General features: G+C 63.9%; 20 protein-coding genes. 8 read left to right on the top strand and 12 right to left on the bottom strand.

The features are described 5' to 3' along the window. Window positions 1-5: 5 nt before the first annotated feature. Window positions 6-866 (bottom strand): D-amino-acid transaminase, encoded by an 861-nt coding sequence (locus HCO70_RS18840; RefSeq protein WP_172299079.1) that lies wholly within the window; start codon window positions 864-866, stop codon window positions 6-8. 194 nt (window positions 867-1,060) lie between these two features. Between HCO70_RS18840 and HCO70_RS18835 the strand changes: the two genes are divergently transcribed. Beyond that, the gene (locus tag HCO70_RS18835) at window positions 1,061-1,888 is read left to right on the top strand and encodes a M55 family metallopeptidase (protein WP_172299077.1); all 828 of its coding nucleotides are present in this window, start codon (window positions 1,061-1,063) and stop codon (window positions 1,886-1,888) included. Between the two features lie 2 nt (window positions 1,889-1,890). Here the strand turns inward: HCO70_RS18835 and HCO70_RS18830 are convergent, their stop codons facing one another. Next, window positions 1,891-2,298 carry a helix-turn-helix domain-containing protein gene (locus HCO70_RS18830; protein WP_172299075.1) on the bottom strand — a complete coding sequence of 136 codons (408 nt, stop codon included), beginning with the start codon at window positions 2,296-2,298 and terminating at the stop codon, window positions 1,891-1,893. A gap of 68 nt (window positions 2,299-2,366) precedes the next feature. Here HCO70_RS18830 and HCO70_RS18825 point away from each other — a divergent pair, with 68 nt between their 5' ends. Further along, on the top strand, window positions 2,367-3,575 hold the full coding sequence (locus tag HCO70_RS18825; RefSeq protein WP_172299073.1) for an MFS transporter: 1,209 nt from the start codon (window positions 2,367-2,369) through the stop codon (window positions 3,573-3,575). 232 nt (window positions 3,576-3,807) lie between these two features. Here the strand turns inward: HCO70_RS18825 and ilvD are convergent, their stop codons facing one another. From ilvD to HCO70_RS18805, 4 genes are all read right to left on the bottom strand, one after another. Next, window positions 3,808-5,637, bottom strand: coding sequence for a dihydroxy-acid dehydratase (gene ilvD, locus HCO70_RS18820; RefSeq protein ID WP_172299071.1), 1,830 nt, complete (start codon window positions 5,635-5,637; stop codon window positions 3,808-3,810). A 125-nt stretch (window positions 5,638-5,762) separates the two neighbouring features. Beyond that, on the bottom strand, window positions 5,763-7,514 hold the full coding sequence (locus tag HCO70_RS18815; RefSeq protein WP_216665520.1) for an alpha/beta fold hydrolase: 1,752 nt from the start codon (window positions 7,512-7,514) through the stop codon (window positions 5,763-5,765). 322 nt (window positions 7,515-7,836) lie between these two features. Further along, the gene (locus tag HCO70_RS18810; protein ID WP_216665519.1) at window positions 7,837-8,916 is read right to left on the bottom strand and encodes a hypothetical protein; all 1,080 of its coding nucleotides are present in this window, start codon (window positions 8,914-8,916) and stop codon (window positions 7,837-7,839) included. Between the two features lie 574 nt (window positions 8,917-9,490). After that, on the bottom strand, window positions 9,491-9,868 hold the full coding sequence (locus HCO70_RS18805) for a VOC family protein (protein ID WP_172299067.1): 378 nt from the start codon (window positions 9,866-9,868) through the stop codon (window positions 9,491-9,493). A 40-nt stretch (window positions 9,869-9,908) separates the two neighbouring features. Here HCO70_RS18805 and HCO70_RS18800 point away from each other — a divergent pair, with 40 nt between their 5' ends. Together HCO70_RS18800 and HCO70_RS18795 are read left to right on the top strand one after the other, a co-directional pair. Further along, on the top strand, window positions 9,909-10,445 hold the full coding sequence (locus HCO70_RS18800; protein WP_172299065.1) for a winged helix-turn-helix transcriptional regulator: 537 nt from the start codon (window positions 9,909-9,911) through the stop codon (window positions 10,443-10,445). A 131-nt stretch (window positions 10,446-10,576) separates the two neighbouring features. After that, window positions 10,577-10,942 carry a hypothetical protein gene (locus HCO70_RS18795; protein ID WP_172299063.1) on the top strand — a complete coding sequence of 122 codons (366 nt, stop codon included), beginning with the start codon at window positions 10,577-10,579 and terminating at the stop codon, window positions 10,940-10,942. Between the two features lie 83 nt (window positions 10,943-11,025). On the opposite strand, the gene dgcA is transcribed toward HCO70_RS18795, so the two are convergent. Both dgcA and dgcN read right to left on the bottom strand, forming a co-directional pair. Next, entirely contained in the window at window positions 11,026-11,991 is a 966-nt protein-coding gene (gene dgcA / locus HCO70_RS18790) for an N-acetyl-D-Glu racemase DgcA (RefSeq protein WP_172299061.1), read from the bottom strand. A 55-nt stretch (window positions 11,992-12,046) separates the two neighbouring features. Continuing rightward, window positions 12,047-13,048, bottom strand: coding sequence for an N-acetyltransferase DgcN (dgcN, locus tag HCO70_RS18785; RefSeq protein WP_172299059.1), 1,002 nt, complete (start codon window positions 13,046-13,048; stop codon window positions 12,047-12,049). A 317-nt stretch (window positions 13,049-13,365) separates the two neighbouring features. On the opposite strand from dgcN, the gene HCO70_RS18780 reads away from it, so the two are divergent. Then, on the top strand, window positions 13,366-14,322 hold the full coding sequence (locus HCO70_RS18780; protein WP_172299057.1) for an L-malyl-CoA/beta-methylmalyl-CoA lyase: 957 nt from the start codon (window positions 13,366-13,368) through the stop codon (window positions 14,320-14,322). On the opposite strand, the gene HCO70_RS18775 is transcribed toward HCO70_RS18780, so the two are convergent. After that, window positions 14,319-14,771 (bottom strand): Lrp/AsnC family transcriptional regulator, encoded by a 453-nt coding sequence (locus HCO70_RS18775; protein ID WP_172299055.1) that lies wholly within the window; start codon window positions 14,769-14,771, stop codon window positions 14,319-14,321. The two genes, HCO70_RS18780 and HCO70_RS18775, sit on opposite strands and share 4 nt — an antisense overlap. Before the next feature lie 72 nt (window positions 14,772-14,843). Between HCO70_RS18775 and HCO70_RS18770 the strand changes: the two genes are divergently transcribed. Continuing rightward, window positions 14,844-15,437, top strand: a complete 594-nt coding sequence (locus tag HCO70_RS18770) for a LysE family translocator (RefSeq protein ID WP_172299053.1) — start codon at window positions 14,844-14,846, stop codon at window positions 15,435-15,437. On the opposite strand, the gene HCO70_RS18765 is transcribed toward HCO70_RS18770, so the two are convergent. Further along, the gene (locus HCO70_RS18765; protein ID WP_172299051.1) at window positions 15,438-16,274 is read right to left on the bottom strand and encodes a GyrI-like domain-containing protein; all 837 of its coding nucleotides are present in this window, start codon (window positions 16,272-16,274) and stop codon (window positions 15,438-15,440) included. A gap of 122 nt (window positions 16,275-16,396) precedes the next feature. On the opposite strand from HCO70_RS18765, the gene HCO70_RS18760 reads away from it, so the two are divergent. Then, window positions 16,397-17,101, top strand: coding sequence for an SDR family oxidoreductase (locus tag HCO70_RS18760; RefSeq protein WP_172299049.1), 705 nt, complete (start codon window positions 16,397-16,399; stop codon window positions 17,099-17,101). Between the two features lie 58 nt (window positions 17,102-17,159). Beyond that, complete coding sequence (locus HCO70_RS18755; RefSeq protein ID WP_172299047.1) at window positions 17,160-18,119, top strand: acetyl-CoA carboxylase carboxyltransferase subunit alpha; 960 nt, start codon at window positions 17,160-17,162, stop codon at window positions 18,117-18,119. A gap of 6 nt (window positions 18,120-18,125) precedes the next feature. Here HCO70_RS18755 and HCO70_RS18750 read toward each other — a convergent pair whose 3' ends face one another. Both HCO70_RS18750 and HCO70_RS18745 read right to left on the bottom strand, forming a co-directional pair. Beyond that, complete coding sequence (locus HCO70_RS18750; RefSeq protein ID WP_172299045.1) at window positions 18,126-18,893, bottom strand: TIGR02186 family protein; 768 nt, start codon at window positions 18,891-18,893, stop codon at window positions 18,126-18,128. Further along, window positions 18,890-19,801, bottom strand: coding sequence for a sulfite exporter TauE/SafE family protein (locus HCO70_RS18745; RefSeq protein ID WP_172299043.1), 912 nt, complete (start codon window positions 19,799-19,801; stop codon window positions 18,890-18,892). The genes HCO70_RS18750 and HCO70_RS18745 overlap by 4 nt, the downstream gene beginning before the upstream one ends. Window positions 19,802-19,817: the final 16 nt, after the last annotated feature.

Below are 19,817 nucleotides of genomic sequence, written 5' to 3'. Positions count from 1 at the left end.
TCGGTTCAGACAGCCGCCTTCAGACTTTCCTCAAGATACAACTCGCGCAGCCGCGTCGCCACACGGCCCGGCTTGCCGTCGCCCAGCGTCACACCGTCAATCTCCACCACCGGCATCACGAAGGCCGAAGCCGACGTGATGAACGCCTCGTCAGCCCCTTTCGCCTCGTCGACCGTGAAGGCACGTTCCTCGACCACCATCTGCGCCTCTTTGGCATAGGCCAGAACCGCGGCACGGGTGATGCCGTGCAGGATGTCCTCCGACAGCTCCCGCGTGATGATCTTGCCGCCCTTCACGATATACGCGTTGTTCGAGGTGCCCTCGGTCACTTTGCCGTCCTCGACCATCCATGCGTCGTCGGCACCCGCGGCCTTGGCCATCATCTTGCCCATCGACGGGTACAGCAACTGCACCGTCTTGATATCGCGGCGGTGCCAGCGGATGTCGGGGATCGAAATCACCTTCATCCCGACCTTCGCCGCCGGCGACTCCGCCATCCCGGGTTTCGACTGGGTGAATAGCACCACGGTCGGCTTGACCGTATTGGGGTCCGGGAAGGCAAAGTCGCGGTCGCCCGGATTGCCGCGCGTGACCTGCAGATAGACCAGCCCGTCGGTGATCTCGTTCCGCGCCACCAGCTCCCGGTGGATCTCCAGCAGGTCCTCAGTGGTCATCGGTTCCTGCATGTCCAGCTCCGACAGCGACCGCTTCAGCCGCTCGGCATGGCCGTCGAAGGCGATCAGCTTGCCGTCGAGCACCGAGGTCACCTCGTAAACGCCATCCGCGAACACGAAGCCCCGGTCGAAAATGGAAACCTTGGCTTCATCCTCGGGAAGATATTCGCCGTTGACGTAGACGGTGCGCATGCCTGGAAACTCCTTGTGACCCAAGCTGTCCTGTCCAACTCCCGCCACAGGGTCAAGGGGAAAGCGGCCGGGTCGCAACGTCGGGTTTTTGGGCCGCCATTTTTTCCGGCAATTACAACGCGGTCCCGCAGTTGACGCGACCGGGACGGAGGCAGATACCTGATTGCGTCATAGATCCCAGCCGGAGGCTTCCCATGCGCATTTTCATCTCGGTCGATATCGAAGGGGTCGCGGGCGTCGTCGACGGCATCCACGGCCGCCCCGGCAACGCGGAATACGAACGCGCGCGCCGACTGATGACCGAAGAGGCGAATGCCGCGATCCGCGGCGCATTCGCCGGCGGCGCGACCGAGATCACGGTGACCGATTCCCACGGGCCCATGCGCAATCTGATCGCCGAGGATCTCGATCCGCGCGTGCGCATCGTGCAGGGCAAGCCGCGTCCCCTGTCGATGGCGCAGGGGATCGAGCCGGACCATGACGGCATGGTGCTGATCGGCTGGCACGGCGCAGCCAGCCGGTTCGGCGTGCTGTCCCACACGGTCAGCGGCAAGGCGTTTTCCAAGATCGAGATCGGCGGCGTTACCGCAGGCGAACCGACGCTGTTCGCCGGGCATGCCGCGGCAATCGGCGTACCGCTGCTGGCCGTCAGCGGCGACGACCGGCTGGCGGAAGAGATGGCGGAACAGTTCCCGTCTACACGCCGCATCGTGGTCAAAAAGGCCATCGGCGCCGGGGCGGCCAACGCCCTGTCGCCGCAATCCTCCCGAGACCTGATCGAGGCCGAGGTGGCCGAGGCCGTGCGCGGCGCCGCCGACCGTCAGCCGGAACAGCCCTGCCCCGCCCCGTTCGAGACCCGCATCCGCTTCGTCCGCCAGGTCCATGCCGACGGCGCGGCCCTGATCCCGAGAGCAAAGCGCGAGGACGCGCTGACCGTCGCCTATGATACCGAGACCCATGCCGAGGCAATCGCCCTGATCTCGGCGCTGGCGCTGATCGTTTCGGGCGTCGACCCGGCCTGACGCTACTCTCCGTGCCGGCGCCGGTGATCGGCCGCCAGCCGCATCATGCGGCGGAAGGTCGGGCATTCCAGGTGGCTTGGCGCCGAACACTCCGCGACATGGCGCAGCCCGTCGCGCACCACCTCCAGCTCCCTGATCTGCCGCTCGATCCCGGCCGCCTTGTCTCGTAGCGCATCGCGCGGAATCTGCGGCCCGTCCGGCCCGAAGATGCCCGCGATCTCGGTCAGCTTGAACCCGGCCGTCTGCCCAAGCTGAATCAGCGCCAGATAGTCCAGCACCGACGGGTCATAGAGCCGTTTCGCGCCGCGCCGCCCGATCGAGCGGATTAGCCCCTTCTCGTCGTAATAGCGCAGGGTCGAGGCCGGAATTCCGGTCTGTTTCGCGACTTCGGAGATATCCAGGTCTTTCATGCTTGACCTCAAGTTCACTTTAACTTGCATTATGCCTGCCAGCTCAAAGAATCAACCGCTGGCACACCATGACCCAAGTTTCAGATCCCGCCGCACAGGCATCCGACCGCAACTCCTTCCTGACCGACCCCGCCGCCCTGTCATTGCTGCTCGCGGCAGTGCTGGTGATCACCGCCAACAACACGATCAGCCCCGCCCTGCCGGGCCTCGCTGCGCGGTTCGCCGACACACCGAACGCCGATTTCCTCGTCCGCCTGCTGGTCCCGGCGCCATCCTTCGCGGTGGTACTTTTCGCCCCGTTCACCGGCTGGCTGGGCGACCGCATCGGCCGCGCACCGATGTTCCTCGGTGGCGTGGCGCTCTTCGCCATCACCGGCGGCGCCGGCGCCCTGCTGCCCAGCCTCGAGGCGACCCTCGCTGCGCGCCTGCTGATGGGCATCGGCGTGGCAACGATCATGACGGCGCAGTCCGCCTTGATCGGCGACTGCTTCGACGGCGCGCGACGCAGCGCCTTCATGGGGCTACAAACCTCGGTGCGGAACTTCGGCGGGCTGGTGTTCATCCTGCTGTCGGGCTGGTTGGCGAGCCTGTCACCTCGCCTGCCTTTCGCGATCTACGGCGCCGCGTTCCTGGTCCTGCCGCTGATCTGGGTCGCCTTCGGACGCACGAGCGACCGAAACTCCGCCGCCAGTGGCACAGCCGCCCTGCCCGAAACCGCACCCGGCACACCCTGGCTGATCCCTGTTCTCGCCGCCTCCGCCCTGCAGCTTGGCGTCACGATCCTGTTCTTCTTCCTGCCGACGCAGACACCGTTCTACGCCCAGCATCTCGGCCTTTCTCCGGCGATGGCAACCAGCTGGACCCTCGGCGCGGCGATGCTCTGCGGCGGGTTCCTGGCGCTCAGCTTCGCCCCCCTCACCGCCCGGCTCGGCCGCGCCCGCGTGCTGGCGCTGGCCTTCGCCCTGATGGCGGTGGGCTTCGCCAGTTTCCGTTTCGCCACGGGCCTGCCGATGCTGATGCTGGCCGGTGCCTGCCTCGCCTCCGGCTACGGCCTCGTGATGCCCAGCCTGATCGCCCTCGTCCTCGGCACCGCACCGGTGGCCCGCCGGGGCCTCGCCACCGGCATGCTGACCACCGGGCTGTATCTCGGTCAGGTTGCCTCGCCCTTCGTCAGCCAGCCGGCGATCGTTGGCTGGGGATGGACCGGGGCCTACCAGGCCGGAGCGCTGGTGTTTGCAGGCCTGACCGCAGCAGCGCTTCTGTGGCCAAGGCGATGAGCCTACGAGCACCCGAGTGCAACGTACGGCCGCGGGCGGGCGCTCTTTCCCGGGAGGTCCTCACTTTATCCAGGCCACCCCGGACGACCACAATCCCCGCGCAAACGTCAACAAAGCGCCCGGCCGTAGGGGCGGCCGTGCGCTGCCCGGGCCGCTCCGCGGCTATTCCGGGCTGCAGCGCTTCGTTCAATTGTGGGTCGAAATGGCAAAAGTGTAGGGCGGCGGCCCCTCCTCAGACCTGCCGCACGGCCCCTTTCGCCGCGCTGGTCGTCAGCGCCGCATAGGCTTTCAGCGCCGTCGTCACCTTGCGCTTGCGCGGCTGCGCGGGCGTCCAGCCCTTCGCCTCCTGCGCCGCGCGCCGATCCGCCAGAACCGCGTCATCCACGGCAAGGTTGATCACCCGGTTCGGGATGTCGATCTCGATAATGTCGCCCTGCTCCACCAGCCCGATGGTGCCGCCCTCGGCGGCCTCCGGCGAGACGTGACCGATCGACAGCCCCGACGACCCGCCCGAGAACCGGCCATCCGTCACCAGCGCGCAGGCTTTCCCCAGCCCCTTCGATTTCAGATAGGACGTCGGGTACAGCATCTCCTGCATCCCCGGCCCGCCGCGCGGCCCCTCGTAGCGGATCAGCACGACCTCGCCTTCTTTCACCTTCCCGGTGAGGATGCCGCTGACCGCATCGTCCTGCGACTCGAAGATCACCGCGGCGCCGGAGAATTTCAGGATCGACTCGTCGACACCCGCCGTCTTCACGATACAGCCATCCTCGGCGAGGTTGCCGTAAAGCACGGCCAATCCGCCATCCTGGCTGAACGCATGCTCGCGATTGCGGATCACACCCGTCTCGCGGTCCAGATCGACATTCGGGTAACGCCGGTCCTGGCTGAAGGCGACCTGCGTCGGCACACCGCCCGGCGCGGCAGAGAAGAATTCGTGCACCGAATTCGCCTTGGTCTGCTTGACGTCCCAGCGCTCCAGCGCCTCGGCCATCGAGCCCGCATGCACCGTACTGACGGATGTATCCAGCAGCCCGGCCCGGTCCAGTTCACCCAGAATGGCCATGATCCCGCCGGCGCGGTGGACGTCTTCCATATGCACGTCGTTCTTGGCGGGCGCGACCTTGCACAGGCACGGCACCTTGCGCGACAGCCGGTCGATATCGGCCATGGTGAAATCCACCTCGCCCTCATGCGCGGCGGCCAGCAGGTGCAGCACCGTGTTGGTCGACCCGCCCATCGCGATGTCCAGCGACATGGCATTCTCGAAGGCCGAGAAGGTGGCGATGTTGCGCGGCAGGACCGACGCGTCCTCGCCCTCGTAATAGCGCCGCGCCAGATCCACGATCAGGTGTCCGGCTTCCACGAACAGCCGCTTCCGGTCCGCATGCGTCGCCAGGGTCGATCCGTTCCCCGGCAAGGACAGGCCCAGCGCCTCGGTTAAACAGTTCATTGAGTTCGCGGTGAACATGCCCGAGCATGACCCGCAGGTCGGACAGGCCGCCTGCTCGATCGCCTCTACCTGCGCGTCTGAATACTTGTCATCCGCCGCCGCGACCATCGCGTCGACGAGGTCCAGCGCGGTTTCCTTGCCTTCCCAGGTGACCTTCCCGGCCTCCATCGGGCCGCCTGAAACGAACACCACCGGAATGTTCAGCCGCAGCGCCGCCATCAGCATGCCGGGCGTGATCTTGTCGCAGTTCGAGATACAGACCATCGCGTCGGCGCAATGGGCGTTGACCATGTACTCGACGCTGTCCGCGATAATCTCGCGCGACGGCAGCGAATACAGCATGCCGTCATGGCCCATCGCGATACCGTCATCTACGGCGATAGTGTTGAATTCCTTCGCCACGCCACCGGCCGCCTCGACCTCGCGGGCGACCATCTGGCCAAGGTCCTTCAGATGTACGTGCCCCGGTACGAACTGGGTGAACGAGTTCACGATGGCGATAATCGGCTTGCCGAAATCCTCGTCCTTCATGCCCGTCGCGCGCCAAAGGCCGCGCGCCCCGGCCATGTTGCGCCCGTGAGTCGTCGTGCGGGAACGGTAGTATGGCATCTGCTAACCTCCGATAAGCGGACCTGTCCTAACGCAGAACTGCGCAAAGCGCCATAAGGCAAGGTGCATGGCAGCTATCCGGGCGGATCGTCCGGTACACCTCCCACGAAACCGCGCACGGGCGCCTAGCGCTGCCGAACGTATGTTCCCGGCGCCTCATCGAGCACCGGCAGGCCCTTGTCGGGCGCGCCCAACCCCGGCGGATCGGTCATTTCCGCCGGACTGCGCGCATGAAGCCAGTCGGTCCACGCCTCCCACCAAGAGCCTTCGGCCGGGTCGTGGTAATGCAGCCAGCTATCCGGATCCATGTAGGTCACGCCCGGCGCCCGGTGGCCGAGCCGGTAGCTGCGTCCGCGATGCCCCGGTTCGCTCAGCACCCCGCCATTATGGCCGCCGCTGGTCAGCACGAAGGTCAGGTCGCCGTCCGTGAACAGCGCCGCCTTGTAGACCGACCGCCACGGTGCGATGTGATCCTCCTCGGTTCCCAGCACGAAGAACGGCGCGCTGATGTCCTTCAGCGCGATCACCCGGCCCTCGACCGCGAACCGTCCCGCGGTCAGCCGGTTTTCAAGGAAAAGCCCGCGCAGGTATTCCGAATGCATCCGGTAGGGCATCCGCGTCGCGTCCTTGGCCCAGACACCTATGTCGAACTCGCGTCCGTTCTCGCCCATCAGGTAGCGGTGGATCACCCGCGACCAGACCAGATCGCGCGCCTTCAGCAGCTGGAAAGTCCCCGCCATCTGGCTCTGATCCAGATAGCCCTGCGCCCACATCAGGTCTTCCAGGTATCCGACCTGCGTCTCGTCGACGAACAGCATCAACTCGCCGGCTTCCGAGAAATCCGTCTGCGCCGCAATCAGGGTGACAGACGCCAGCCGGTCGTCGCCCCTGCCCGCCATCGCCGCGGCAGCGATCGCCAGGATCGTGCCGCCAAGGCAGTAACCACAGGCATGGACGCGGCTATCCGGGCAGATCCGTCCGACCGCGTCCAGCGCCTCCAGCACGCCGCGGCGGCGGTAATCGTCCATCGACAGGTCGCGATGCTCCGCCGTCGGGTTGACCCACGAAATGCAGAATACGGTGTAACCCTGCCCGACAAGGTGCCGGACCAGAGAGTTCCTCGGGCTGAGATCCAGAATGTAGTACTTCATGATCCATGCCGGAACGATCAGGATCGGCTCGGCGTGCACCTTTTCCGTCACCGGTTCATACTGGATCAGTTCGAACAGCTCGTTGCGGTAAACCACCTTTCCGGGGGTGCAGGCGATGTTGCCTCCGACGTGGAACGCCTCGCTCAGTTCCGCGTCTTCGGACAGGTCCTCCACAGTATCGCTGGCAAAGAGCTGCGCGCCGTGGACCAGGTTCATCCCCGCCGTCTCGACGGTTTTCTTCAGCGTGACAGGGTTCAGCAGCAGGTTGTTCGACGGCGACATCGCATCCAGCATCTGCCGCATCATGAATTCGACCCGGCTCGCGGAATGCTGGCTAAGCCGCCCGGTCCCCTGCGAGGCGCGCTCCCAGAAATCTTCCGTTGCCAGGAAGGCGTGCTTCCACAGCCGGTACGGCAGGGCATCCCACGCGTCGTCGTCGAAACGGTGGTCGCCGTCTTCGGCAGAGACGCCGTCCTCGTCCTCGGCGAGGCCCTTCAGCACCTTGATCTGGCCCTCCCACGCCCGCTGTGCCAGTTCTGCCTGAAGGCCCGGCGCCGTTGCGAGATCGTTCCACCAGTCCATCCACGCTTTGGCGACAGAGTAGGGCGAAACGCCCATGGTCATCCTGGCCTGCATCGCCCGCGCGGTTCGGTTGAGTGTGCCATAGCTGCGAGACAGTTCCCCCGCCGCAGGTTGGTGCGCGTCTTCGGTCCGGGATTCTGTCACGCTCTGGCCTCCTAGCTTCCATTCGTGCGCGGTTCCGCCGAGCGTGAAACGTGTCGCGGACTCAGGTAATGAACGCCGCAACTAAACCCTTCCGGGAGCAGCAGTGCAACGGCGAGCGAAGGCGGAACAGCGGGAAATCGGACACCGCAAGCCAGGAAGGACTCCGAGCCCAACGCCGCAGACCTGCTTCAGGCGCTTCCGATATGCGGCACTTTGGTCGATGACCGGCTAACCGTAGTCATTCGCCTTTCTGGCGATTGCAGCGAAGCTGCGACAGCAAGCGATGGCCGGAAGGGAAAAAGCCGGACATATCTGCAAATCGTCACTGTTGCATTGACCTGAATGCTGTTTCGAGCTCCGCAGCAGCAGCCGCTTTCAGGTGGTCCGTAGTATCCGGGCCGATTTGGTACCTTCGCCCGGCAAAGGTATCGATTTCAGCATCCGACAGCCCTTGCATTGCCTCACGAAACCCGAGTGGAACTTCTGAGCCGACAAAATCTTCAAACAGCCAATAGTTCTTCCGCGCATAGAGAAACGGCGAAAGAGGCAAGTCGCTCAACAATCCAAAGATCAACGCGTGATATCGGCTTGGGGCAAATCTGGAAAACCCGCTGACCATTCGTAACACCCGTTCGGGGTTCGCAGAGAACGGCACGAATTGAACCGGCAGGCCATCCAGCATTTTTCGGGCAGCCATATCATCGTTCAATGCAAATGGCACGTGTACGACTTTCAGCCCATCGTCCAATGCGTTCTCTACAAAAGTTCTGAAAAAACGTCTCTGTGCGGAACGGACGGCCATGCTTTCTGCTTCGGTCCGGACATTATCGTATCCCGCTCCTCCTACGATGTTCACTCCCGCGACCGAATTCTCATTGGGCACGGGCACAAATCGTTCGTTATGCCGGAATGCGAAGACGATATCGGGATGAGTTCGCACATTGTCGGCAATCTCCGACAAGCGCGTTGCCGACAACTGGGCCCGGTTTCGCAAGGAAACATACGGGGCCTTCTCCAGGAAAGCGACGCTTTCGGCAGACAAATCGGGACCCTGTCGCGCGACTTCCACGCCGATCAGAGCCACCAGGTGCGCATTGTCAGAGAATCGTTTTCGGAGTTTCTGAATGAAGGTTTCGGTTAGGATTGCGCCACCACAGACATATGTCCTTGGTCTGCCTGGCCACGCGTCGATATTTGCACAGGTCTGGAGGGCCGGATTGGGTGAACTTGTTCCCAGCGCAGAAAAGTATTGCTGCCGCCCAGCAGCCGCAAGAGCCATATCTCCCACATTTTCGTAGTGATATGCACCGACTATAGCTGCAGAGGGCGGGCAGAACATCTGACCTGCAAATCTTAGTCTGTGGCGAACCTGGAAAGCTCTTCGGCCATTCATCTTAAGCATGTCAAAACTGTATCAGGTCAGAGGTGTAAGCCGAATTTTGCTGGGCTCTTGATAACAAAGGAAACATTACAAGTTCTGCGGCCCTGAACCCCTTGGGAATGACCCATTTGCGCAATGGAACAACAGGTTACACTGGCAACTGGCCTCCGGTGGGATCCTGGGGCCCAAGAGAGCGAACAGCAGTCACCGACTGTTCTAACTTGGATTGGCAGATGTCAACGTAGATCTGGTTGTTTCTGTAGTAACGGGCCAAAGCAGATACAGGTAGGGTCGAGCTTCTCGCCAGCCCGTCATCGGCACGTCCGGGCGTATGGCAGGCAGCACCGAGCCAGCCAGCTCCACACGCCACAGACTCACGGTAGCTTTTATCGCACAGATGAGCAGTTCGTCGCGCTCCTCAGCCAGTTACGGCATCGCGACGAGAATGGCCTCCTGCTCATCCGAAAGTGACCCTCTGTTGTCCGGTTGAAGCTCTCGAAGAAAGAGCACCGCATCCGATCTGCCTTAACGTATACAGTCTCGCGGATATCTGGCGGGCTCGTGTTCACCATTAGGCTTGGTGCCGCCAGGCATTTCAGCTCTGCCCCGTCAGATCCTCCGCCAGCATCAAGGCATTGCCATCGGGATCATAGAACGTCGCCGTGCTGACCATGCCCTCGATCGTCTCGGTCGGGCCATCGAAACGGACGCCCACCGCTTCCAGCGCGCTGCGCGCGTCGGCGATGTCGGCCACACCGAAGACCGGCACCGTATTACCGGGCGTCGGGCTGGCCTGTTCGCCGAGTCCCAGGGTCACGCCCTCGGTCTTGGTCTGCAGTTCCGACCATCCCGCCTCGTCGGCGTGGTAGAGAAGGTCAAACCCCAGATGATCGGAATACCAGTCCGCGCTGGCGTGCCTGTCGCTCACCGACAAGGCGAGGGTAATCGTCTTTTCGAGTGTGATGACTGACATCGCACTTCCTCTGTTTTAGAATCTATATATAATATACATTATGGACATAAGAATTCTTGTCAAGCTGACGTCCAGAGCCTGGTCGCTGAAAATCCTCGCCCTGATGCAGCAGGGCGTTCCGGGCCGGCAGGCGCCACTTCTGGCCGCTGCCGGTGCGAACCGGACGGGCTTTGCACAGAGCCTGCAACACCTGGTGGATCTAGGCTTGCTGGAACGGAATCCCGGGCACGGCCATCCGCTCCGGCCCGAATTCCGGCTGACCGAAAAAGGGACTGCACTGGCGGTGACGGCGCAGACGATCGACGCGCTCGTGCCGGACACCGAGGGATCCGACCTTCTCCGCCGGGTGTGGACCGTTCCGGTGCTGGGCGTGACGACCACGCCGATGTACTTCTCCGACATCAAGCGAAAGCTTCCGTCGGTCACCGACCGCGCGCTGTCCCATTCCCTGATGCGGCTGCAGGAGCAGAGCTGGATGCAGCGAGAGGTGAATGTAGAGATGCATCCGCCGCGTCCCCTGTATCAGGCGGTCGATACCGGCTGGCAGATCGGCAAGGCGGTCGGGCTGAGCGTCTGACGAAAAGCCCGCACCCGTGGATTTGACCGCTTCGTCTGCACGACCGGTGCGGCCTCAGCCTCTGAATCGAACCGTCCGATTGCCATGCCCGACTCAACGGTGTCTGACCCTTATGAGGAAAGACACCAACCATGCGTGGCTCCTTCCTTTCCCTCCCCGCCCTCTGCACCGCCGCGATTTTCGGCAGCCTCGCCGTTTCCGCGCCTGCCCGGGCGGCGGGAAGCCACGGCAATGACGTCTATTGCTACGAGGTCGAAGGCATCCCCGGCACCGACATCATCTGCGACTTCATCGACGATAACCTGAAAGCTGAATGCAACAGCACGGACCCGAACAACAAGGGCCAGGTCTGCAAGAACGTGCACAAGGCCCGCCTGAACCTATCTGCCTTCCGGATCGCACCAGGTGCGACCGGGTCAGCATCGGCGGGAACTAGGCCGCGCTCGCACCGTCCTCACCAGACGTTTGCGCTAACACGCCTGAAATCAATGACTTGAAAGGCGTCCCCATGGGGACGCTTTTCAAGCGGTCCTCGTCAGCCCCCTGAAAACGGCCCACCGAGCCGGCTTCGGGACGCCCGTCACCCCCACAAGGCCGCGTCCGACGGATGCACCCCGGCATCGTCATAAACCAGCGGCACGTCGCGGTCCTCGGCCAGCAGCAGCGGCGCGTCCAGGTCGACCACCTGCGCCCCCTGCGCGACCAGCACCGCCGGCGCCATTGCCAGACTGGAGCCGACCATGCAGCCGACGAAGATCGAGAAGCCCATCCGCTCCGCCTCGTCCCGCATCGCCAGCGCCTCGGTAAGCCCGCCGGTCTTGTCGAGCTTGACGTTGACCATGTCGTACTTGCCCTTCAGCCCCGCCAGCGTGTCGCGGGCATGGGCACTCTCGTCGGCGCAGACCGGCAGCGGCCGCTCGATCTCGGCCAGCATGTCGTCCGCGCCCGATGGCAGCGGCTGTTCCACCATCTCGACGCCCAGCCGCAGGATATGCGGCGCGAGCTCGGTGTAGACCTCCGCCGTCCAGCCCTCGTTGGCATCGACGATGATCCGCGACTTCGGCGCCCCCGCGCGCACCGCCTCCAGCCGCGCCATGTCGTCCTCGGTCCCCAGCTTGATCTTCAGCAGCGGCCGCCAGGCGTGCTTCGCCGCCGACGCCATCATCCGCTCCGGCGTGTCGAGCGAAAGCGTATAGGCGGTGATCACAGGCCCCGGCGCCGCCAGTCCCGCCAGCTCCCAAGCACGTTTCCCGGCTGCCTTCGCCTCCAGATCCCACAAAGCACAGTCAACGGCATTCCGCGCCGCGCCCGGCTCCATCAGCTCCTGCAGCTCTGCCCGCGTGAACCGCTCCGGCAGCGCCCCGATCTCCGTCGCGACGCTGTCCAGCGTCTCGTCATAGCGGGCATAGGGGACACATTCACCCCAGCCGGTCACGCCGCCCTCGGTGATCTTCACCGAAAGAACCTTGGCCTCGGTGCGCGATCCGCGGCTGATGGTAAAGGCCTCGGCCAGCCTGAACGTGTCGCGGCTAACGGTCAGTTTCATGCCCCGTCCCCCTGCTTCTTCTCGTCGGAAATACCTCCGCCGGAGGCATGAATATTCAAACTGCCAGCAGCGCGTCGCATAGGCGGTCGGCGCCCTGGCGGAACGGATCGACCGTGGGCAGGCCCATCCGCTTCTCGACACCTTCAAGGTAGGACAGCGCTTCATCTTCGCTCATAGCGGCGGTGTTGACCGAAATGCCAATGACCTCACAGGCCGGGTTCGCTACCCGCGCCAGCGGCAGCGCCGTGTCGCGCAGCGCCTCGAGCGACGGCAATTCATATCCCGGCAGCCCGCGCATGTGCGGACGGGTCGGCTCGTGCGACAGGACCAGCGCATCGGGCTGGCCGCCATGGACCAGCGCCATGGTCACGCCCGAATAGGAAACGTGAAACAGGCTGCCCTGCCCCTCGATCATGTCCCAGTGATCGTCGTCGGTGTCGGGCGTCAGGTACTCGATAGATCCAGCCATGAAATCGGCGACCACCGCGTCGAGAGGCACACCGTCACCAGTGATCAGAATACCGGTCTGGCCGGTGGCGCGGAACGAGGATTTCAGGCCGCGCGCCTTCATCACCTTGTCCATCGCAAGCGAGGTGTACATCTTGCCTACGGAACAGTCGGTGCCCACAGCGAGGCAGCGCTTGCCGGAGCGTTTCAGGCCGTTCGCGATCGGGTATTTGACCGACGGCACGCGCACGTCGTGCAGCTTGCGGCCGCAAGATTCGGCCACGGCTACCAGATCCGGCTCGTCGCGTAGCAGGTTGTGCAGACCGGAGGCGAGGTCGAAACCTTCCTCCAACGCCGCCACCAGTACCTTCTTCCAGGCCTGAGAAATCACGCCGCCCCGGTTCGCGACACCGATCACCAGCGTCTTGGCGCCGGCTTCCTTCGCCTGCGCCAGCGACATATCGGCGATCTTCAGATCGGCCTTGCAGCCCTCCATCCGGAACTGTCCCAGCGCATATTGCGGGCGCCAGTCCTTGATGCCCTGCGCCACCTTGGCGGCCAGTTGGTCCGGCGCATCGCCGAGGAACAGCAGATAGGGGGTCTCAATCATTTACGAATCTCCTTTGATCCGGCCGAGTATCGTTACCGGCGGCACGAATTGCTGCCGAAACCCACGGGAGAATGGCGGAAATCGTCGAAGAAATCGCTCATCCCGTCGCCATTTGCACAAAATCTTCCCACGCCTGCGCAAGGACGCGCCGCATGTCGCGGGCGGAGTCCGGTGCGTGTAACCTCACCTAGCCCGATGGCGATATTGTCGAGCCGGATCAGAAGGCTGGCGCGGCGCAGAAACCGGGTTGCAGGCCGCAAAGCAAGAATATATCGACGGTCAGGCAGAATACGAAACGTTGTTACCGAAAGATTCGCATGTCCTTCCGCGTCCAGCCCGCCGCCCCGGCCCGCCCGAACCGCTGCCAGCTGTTCGGCCCCGGCTCGCGGCCCGCGATCTTCGAAAAGATGGCGGCCAGCGCGGCGGACGTGATCAACCTCGATCTGGAGGATTCGGTCGCGCCCGACGACAAGAACGCGGCGCGGCAGAACATCATCCAAGCGATTGGCGATGTCGACTGGGGCAGCAAGACGCTTTCAGTCCGCATCAACGGGCTCGATACACCCTACTGGTACCGCGACGTGGTGGAGTTGCTGGAGAATGCCTCCGACCGGCTGGATCAGATCATGATCCCCAAGGTCGGCTGCGCCTCCGATCTCTATGCCGTCGACGCGCTGGTGACCGCGGTCGAGCGGGCGAAGGGGCGCAGAAAACCGATCAAATTCGAAGTCATCATAGAGACAGCAGCCGGCATAGCGCATGTGGAGGAGATTGCCGCCGGCTCCCCGCGCCTTGAGGCCATGAGCCTCGGCGCGGCCGATTTCGCCGCTTCCATGGGGATGCAGACGACCGGCATCGGCGGCACGCAGGAGGATTACTACATGATCCGCGAGGGCCAGAAATACTGGCCCGACCCGTGGCACTGGGCGCAGGCGGCCATCGTCGCAGCGTGCCGGACCCATGGCGTTTTGCCGGTGGATGGACCGTTCGGCGACTTTTCCGACGACGACGGCTTCATCGCGCAGGCGAAGCGATCTGCGACGCTCGGGATGGTCGGCAAATGGGCGATCCATCCGAAGCAGGTGGCGCTTGCGAACCAGGTCTTCACTCCGTCGGAAGCGGCGGTAACGGAGGCACGCGAGATCCTCGCCGCGATGGAAGAGGCCAAGGCCAGCGGCGCCGGCGCGACCGTTTACAAGGGCCGGCTGGTCGACATCGCGTCGATCAAGCAGGCCGAGGTGATCGTGCGGCAGGCGGAGATGCTGCAGGCCTAGGCCCGCTCGTCCTTCGGACTGTCCATGATGACATAGGTGGTGATGGCGCTGACCATCGGCTGCGCGCCCAGTACTTCGCGGTGAAAGCGCTGATAGGTGGCAAGGTCGGCGCATTCGATCCGCAGCAGGTATTCGATGGTGCCGGTGGTGTTGTGCATCTCACGCACTTCCGGCGCGGCCGCGATGGCGCGCTCGAAGGCATCGAGCGCCGCGCTTCCGTGGTCCGACAGGCCGACACCGACATAGGCGACGAAGCCGTGGCCCAGCCGCGCCCGGTCCAGCACCGCACGGTAGCCCTTGATCACGCCGGAGCGTTCCAGTTCCTGTACCCGGCGCAGGCAGGCCGACGGCGACAGGCCGACCTGCGCGGCAAGGTGCAGGTTGCTGATCCGGCCGTCGCGAGTCAGAACTTGCAATATATGATCGTCGATACGGTCGAGTTTCGCCATGGATTGCAGAAATAGCCCCCAATCCGCGCAATCTGCAACAACATACGGCTAGAACCGTGAAACATTGCGCGCATGGACATGCAGTACCTTCCCGCCCTCGCCCTGTTCTCGCTGGTGCAGACCGGCACACCTGGGCCGAACAACCTGATGCTTCTCGCTTCGGGCGCCAATTTCGGCTACCGGCGCACGGTGCCGCATATCTTGGGCATCGCCTGCGGGATGGCGGTGATGATCCTGCTGGTCGGCATGGGCCTGATGCGGGCCTTCGACGCGGTTCCGGTGCTCTACACCGTGCTGAAAGCGGCGAGCGTGACCTACCTCCTGTGGCTGGCCTGGAAGATCGCGCACGCCGCGCCGCCGGAAGGCCGCGACACCACCGGCAGGCCGATGACCCTTCTGCAGGCAGCACTATTCCAATGGGTCAACCCGAAGGCATGGTCGATGGTGCTGGCGGCGATCACGCTCTACGCACCGGGCCGGGACCTCACGGCGGTCGGCATCGTGATCGCGACCTTCTTCCTGATCTCGATCCCGGTCATCAGCGTGTGGACGGCGGCAGGCCAGCAGGCCCGCCGCCTTCTCAGCAACCCCGCCCGCATCCGCACGTTCAACTGGACGATGGCGGGGCTTTTGGTGCTGTCTCTGGTGCCGGTGCTGCTGCACTGACTACTTCAGCGGAACGCAGACATCGGTGAGCAGGTCCTCCGGCGCCACCTCGGCGGGGGAGTTGAGGTACAGCTCGATCGGCGGGTGATCCCCCAGCTCCTCGCCGCTCTCGGGCACCCAGACCCCGTAGAGGTGCTTGTACGCCGCCTTCAGCCCGGGGTACGGCCCCTTGTAGTGCATGACGGCATAGCGCCCCTCGGGCAGCCGTACCTCTTCCAGCGGCTCGCCCAGTTCCGCCGCCTCGTCCACGGCCAGCCCTGCGTGGCTGCGCAGTTCGGGCTCCGGCACGGCCTCGGGATCGTCGTAATAGACGCCGACCATGCCCTGCGCATGCGGCCAAAGCCCGCGCGAGTTGAAGATCGCCATCACTTTCTCGAAGGCATTCGAGACGTTCATGAAATCGCCCCTGTGGGGCAGCGCGGCCAGCCGCCGCGCAGGCTGGGTCTGAATGTCGATGGGGTACACGGGGTAAGTTCCTTTTTCCGGTTTCAGAAGCGGCAAGCGCAGCTCGCCGCGGTTCCGGAACGCACCGGGGGTCAGCCCATAAGCCTCGGCAAAGATGCGGGTGAAGCTCTGCACGTTCGGATATCCCGCCCGCTTTGCCACCTCGGCGATGGGCCAGTCTGTCTGCACCAGCCAGCCCGCCGCACGGTTCAGCCGCAGCCTGCGCACCGCGCGCAGACACGTTTCCCCGGTGACCGCGTGAAACACGCGGTGCCAGTGAAACCGCGACATCGCCGCCACCTCCGCCAGCGCGTCCAGCGACAGGTCGCCGTCGGGATGCTCATGGATGTAATCCAGCACCCGCAGCAACCGTTTCTCGTAATCCGCCGCCATCCGCGCCGACCTCCGTTTCGTTCCGGCCCCTTCTTGCCGGACCCCGCATTCACAAATCTTGCCGACTTGCAGCCCCGGCGCCACGGTGCCAGTTTCCCGGCACCATCCCAAGGAGACACCACATGACCGACCAGAAAGTCGCCCTGATCACCGCCGGCGGCAGCGGCATGGGCGCCGACGCCGCACGCCGCCTGCACGCCGACGGCTTCCACGTCGCGATCCTGTCCCGTTCGGGAAAGGGCGAGGCGCTGGCGAAGGAACTGGGCGGCATCGGCGTGACCGGCTCAAACCTCGAAACCGCGTCGCATCAGGAACTGGCCGACAGGGCGATGGCGGAATGGGGCCGCATCGACGTGCTGGTCAACTCCGCCGGTCACGGGCCCAAGGGCGATCTGCTGGAGATCCCCGACGAGGACTGGCACCTCGCGATGGATGTCTACCTGATGAACGTGATCCGTCCGACGCGGATCGTTGTGCCCATCATGGCCGCGAATGGCGGCGGCGCGATCGTCAACATCTCGACCTTCGCGGCGTTCGAACCCGATCTGCGATTTCCCACCTCCGCCGTGTTCCGCGCCGGGCTGGGCGGCTTCGCCAAGATGGTCTCCGACCGATACGGCAAGGACAACATCCGCATGAACAACGTACTGCCCGGATTCATCGATTCGCTGCCGCAGTCAGAGGACCGCCTGTCGACCGTGCCTCTGAACCGTGTCGGCAAGTCCGGAGAGGTCGCGGCGCTGATTGCCTTCCTCGCCTCGGACGAAGCGAGTTATATCGCCGGGCAGAACTTCCGTATCGATGGGGGTATCACGCGCTCGGTCTGACGTTGCATTGTGACCTTAACGGCCTCATATAGCCCGCGAAGCCACTCAAGGACCCCGAATGACCCACTACCTCGAATTCGAAAAGGCGCTGGCCGAAATCGAAGGCAAGGCGGAAGAGCTGCGCGCGCTGGCGCGCGGCAACGAGGAAATGGACGTGGGCAAGGAGGCCGAGGCGCTGGACAAGAAAGCCGCCTCGATGCTCAAAGACCTGTACAAGGGGCTCGATCCCTGGAGGAAGTGTCAGGTTGCACGGCATCCAGACCGGCCGCATTGCAAGGATTACATCGAGGCGCTGTTCACCGAGTACACGCCGCTCGCGGGCGATCGAAACTTTGCCGACGACCACGCCGTAATGGGCGGGCTGGCCCGGTTCGAGGACGCGCCGGTGATGGTGATTGGCCACGAGAAAGGGCATGACACCAAGACGCGTATTGAGCGCAATTTCGGCATGGCCCGGCCCGAAGGGTACCGCAAAGCGATCCGCCTGATGGAGATGGCCGACAAGTTCGGCCTGCCGGTGATCACGCTGGTCGATACGCCCGGCGCCTATCCCGGAAAAGGCGCCGAGGAGCGCGGCCAGTCTGAAGCGATCGCGCGGTCGACCCAGACCTGTCTGCGGCTGGGCGTGCCGATGGTGTCCGTGATCATCGGCGAGGGTGGCTCCGGCGGAGCAGTGGCCTTTGCCACCGCAAACCGTATCGCCATGCTTGAGCATTCGATTTACTCGGTGATCTCTCCCGAGGGCTGCGCCTCGATCCTCTGGAAGGACTCCGAGAAGATGCGCGAGGCGGCAGAGGCACTTCGGCTGACCGCGCAGGACCTTTCGAAACTGGGCGTGATCGACCGCATCATTCCCGAACCGCTGGGCGGCGCGCACCGGGATCGCCCGTCGGTCACCACAAACGTCCGCAAGACGATCAAGGGGCTTCTGGAAGAGATGTCCGGCAAGAATCGCAAGGCCCTTATCAACGACCGCCGCAAGAAGTTCCTGGCGATGGGATCCAAAGGTCTGGCCTGACGCGGGTCAGCTCTTGAGGTAACGGAACACGGCGGAGGCGCCCCAGCCCGCCGCGGCAGCAATGATCAGCGACAGGATACCATAGTAGAATGGCTGCTCGGTCGACAGGTTGAACAGCCAGCGCTCCAGCCCAACCTTCTGCACGTAGATAACGCGCTCCAGCTGATCGAGGACAACGCCATCGCGGGTCAGGAATATCCGCGTGGTGTAGTCACCTTCGTGCAGGTTCGCGGGCAGCGCGACGGAGGTGTTGAACAGCGTTTCTTCGCTGATGTTCACCGTGCCTTCCTGCAGCTTGTATACGCCTTCGCGACTTCGGACGCGGATCAGCGCCGCGGTGAAATCGGTCGAGTTCTCTATATCTGCGGGCGCACCGACGGAACGGATCGCCCGGGTGATCGACACCTTGTGGCGCAGATCTTCAACGTTCGACATCACGTCGTAGAACGGATCCGAGGTCGCGACAACGTAGAACACCGGTGCCCGGTCGACATCGACGGATTGGGTGTTCACCCAGATCCCGGCGACGCGCTCCTTTCGGCGCACGGTGACAGGCACCGAGGGACCGGCGACAGTGATCACGATCTGCAGAGGCTCGGCGCCTTCGGGGATCGGCTCGAAACGCTTTACGGCGCCGAAGATCAGGATCTCCGATCCGTCGAAATTCGCGGTGATCGAAATACGGTTCTGGCTGAGCCCTGCGACCACGGTTTCGCTGCCCGCCGGAGCGGCGATTGCGACTAACAAAAGGCATGCCAGCAGGTACCGTATCATTCCGGCACCTCCGGTGCGACCGAGTACAATTCCGCCGGTTCGATAAGCAGGTCGAGCGCCAGCTTGCCGCAAACCACTAGCACGATGACCGCCAACAGGATACGCAGCGATTCACCGCGCAGGTGTACGGCCAGCGCAGTACCGATCTGGGCGCCAACGACGCCACCGATCAGCAGCAGCAGCGCCAGCAGCAGGTCCACCGTGTTGTTGGTGATCGCGTGCATCATCGTGGTGAAGGCGGCCACAAAGATGATCTGGAACAGCGATGTGCCGACGACGACCTTGGTCGGCATACCGAGAATATAGATCATCGCCGGCAGCATGATGAAGCCGCCGCCAACGCCCATGATCGCTGACAGGACTCCGACCATCACCCCCACCAGCACGGGCGGGATGACCGAGATGTAGAGCCCCGAGGTCCGGAACTTCATCTTCATCGGCAGACCCTGCGACCAGGTATGCTTGCGCCGTGTAGTGCCTCCCTTGCGGGACTTGCGAAGGGCGTTCAGCCCCTCGATCAACATCAATGCACCGATGATGCCAAGGAAGATCACGTAGAACAGGTTCACCAGAAGATCGACCTGCCCCAGCCGCCGCATGAGGGCGAATATCTGCACCCCGGCCGCCGAGCCGACGATACCGCCGGCCAGCAGGACATAGCCCATTCGGAAATCGACTGTCTTGCGTTTCAGATGCGCCAGCACGCCCGACAGCGAAGAGGCCACGACCTGGTTCGCCTGTGTCGCCACGGCGATCGCCGGCGGGATACCGATGAAGAACAGGAGCGGCGTCAGGATAAAGCCGCCGCCGACCCCAAACATGCCCGAGAGGATCCCCACGAAGCCGCCCAGCCCTAACAGGAGGAAGGCGTTCACCGACACCTCGGCTATGGGGAGATAAATCTGCATCGTCACCCGGTTGGCT

This window comes from Pseudoruegeria sp. HB172150 (genome assembly GCF_013184805.1).
Taxonomy (GTDB): Bacteria; Pseudomonadota; Alphaproteobacteria; order Rhodobacterales; family Rhodobacteraceae; genus Psychromarinibacter.
Note: the sequence above shows the minus strand (reverse complement) of the source record. Positions and strands in the feature narration are given on the sequence as shown.

Bases quoted from the DNA above. Each gene is read 5' to 3' on its own strand.
- HCO70_RS18840 (WP_172299079.1), bottom strand. From the start codon at position 866: ATGCGCACCGTCTACGTCAACGGCGAATATCTTCCCGAGGATGAAGCC.
- HCO70_RS18835 (WP_172299077.1), top strand. From the start codon at position 1,061: ATGCGCATTTTCATCTCGGTCGATATCGAAGGGGTCGCGGGCGTCGTC.
- HCO70_RS18830 (WP_172299075.1), bottom strand. From the start codon at position 2,298: ATGAAAGACCTGGATATCTCCGAAGTCGCGAAACAGACCGGAATTCCG.
- HCO70_RS18825 (WP_172299073.1), top strand. From the start codon at position 2,367: ATGACCCAAGTTTCAGATCCCGCCGCACAGGCATCCGACCGCAACTCC.
- ilvD (WP_172299071.1), bottom strand. From the start codon at position 5,637: ATGCCATACTACCGTTCCCGCACGACGACTCACGGGCGCAACATGGCC.
- HCO70_RS18810 (WP_216665519.1), bottom strand. From the start codon at position 8,916: ATGCTTAAGATGAATGGCCGAAGAGCTTTCCAGGTTCGCCACAGACTA.
- HCO70_RS18805 (WP_172299067.1), bottom strand. From the start codon at position 9,868: ATGTCAGTCATCACACTCGAAAAGACGATTACCCTCGCCTTGTCGGTG.
- HCO70_RS18800 (WP_172299065.1), top strand. From the start codon at position 9,909: ATGGACATAAGAATTCTTGTCAAGCTGACGTCCAGAGCCTGGTCGCTG.
- HCO70_RS18795 (WP_172299063.1), top strand. From the start codon at position 10,577: ATGCGTGGCTCCTTCCTTTCCCTCCCCGCCCTCTGCACCGCCGCGATT.
- dgcA (WP_172299061.1), bottom strand. From the start codon at position 11,991: ATGAAACTGACCGTTAGCCGCGACACGTTCAGGCTGGCCGAGGCCTTT.
- dgcN (WP_172299059.1), bottom strand. From the start codon at position 13,048: ATGATTGAGACCCCCTATCTGCTGTTCCTCGGCGATGCGCCGGACCAA.
- HCO70_RS18780 (WP_172299057.1), top strand. From the start codon at position 13,366: ATGTCCTTCCGCGTCCAGCCCGCCGCCCCGGCCCGCCCGAACCGCTGC.
- HCO70_RS18775 (WP_172299055.1), bottom strand. From the start codon at position 14,771: ATGGCGAAACTCGACCGTATCGACGATCATATATTGCAAGTTCTGACT.
- HCO70_RS18770 (WP_172299053.1), top strand. From the start codon at position 14,844: ATGGACATGCAGTACCTTCCCGCCCTCGCCCTGTTCTCGCTGGTGCAG.
- HCO70_RS18765 (WP_172299051.1), bottom strand. From the start codon at position 16,274: ATGGCGGCGGATTACGAGAAACGGTTGCTGCGGGTGCTGGATTACATC.
- HCO70_RS18760 (WP_172299049.1), top strand. From the start codon at position 16,397: ATGACCGACCAGAAAGTCGCCCTGATCACCGCCGGCGGCAGCGGCATG.
- HCO70_RS18755 (WP_172299047.1), top strand. From the start codon at position 17,160: ATGACCCACTACCTCGAATTCGAAAAGGCGCTGGCCGAAATCGAAGGC.
- HCO70_RS18750 (WP_172299045.1), bottom strand. From the start codon at position 18,893: ATGATACGGTACCTGCTGGCATGCCTTTTGTTAGTCGCAATCGCCGCT.
- HCO70_RS18745 (WP_172299043.1), bottom strand. From the start codon at position 19,801: ATGCAGATTTATCTCCCCATAGCCGAGGTGTCGGTGAACGCCTTCCTC.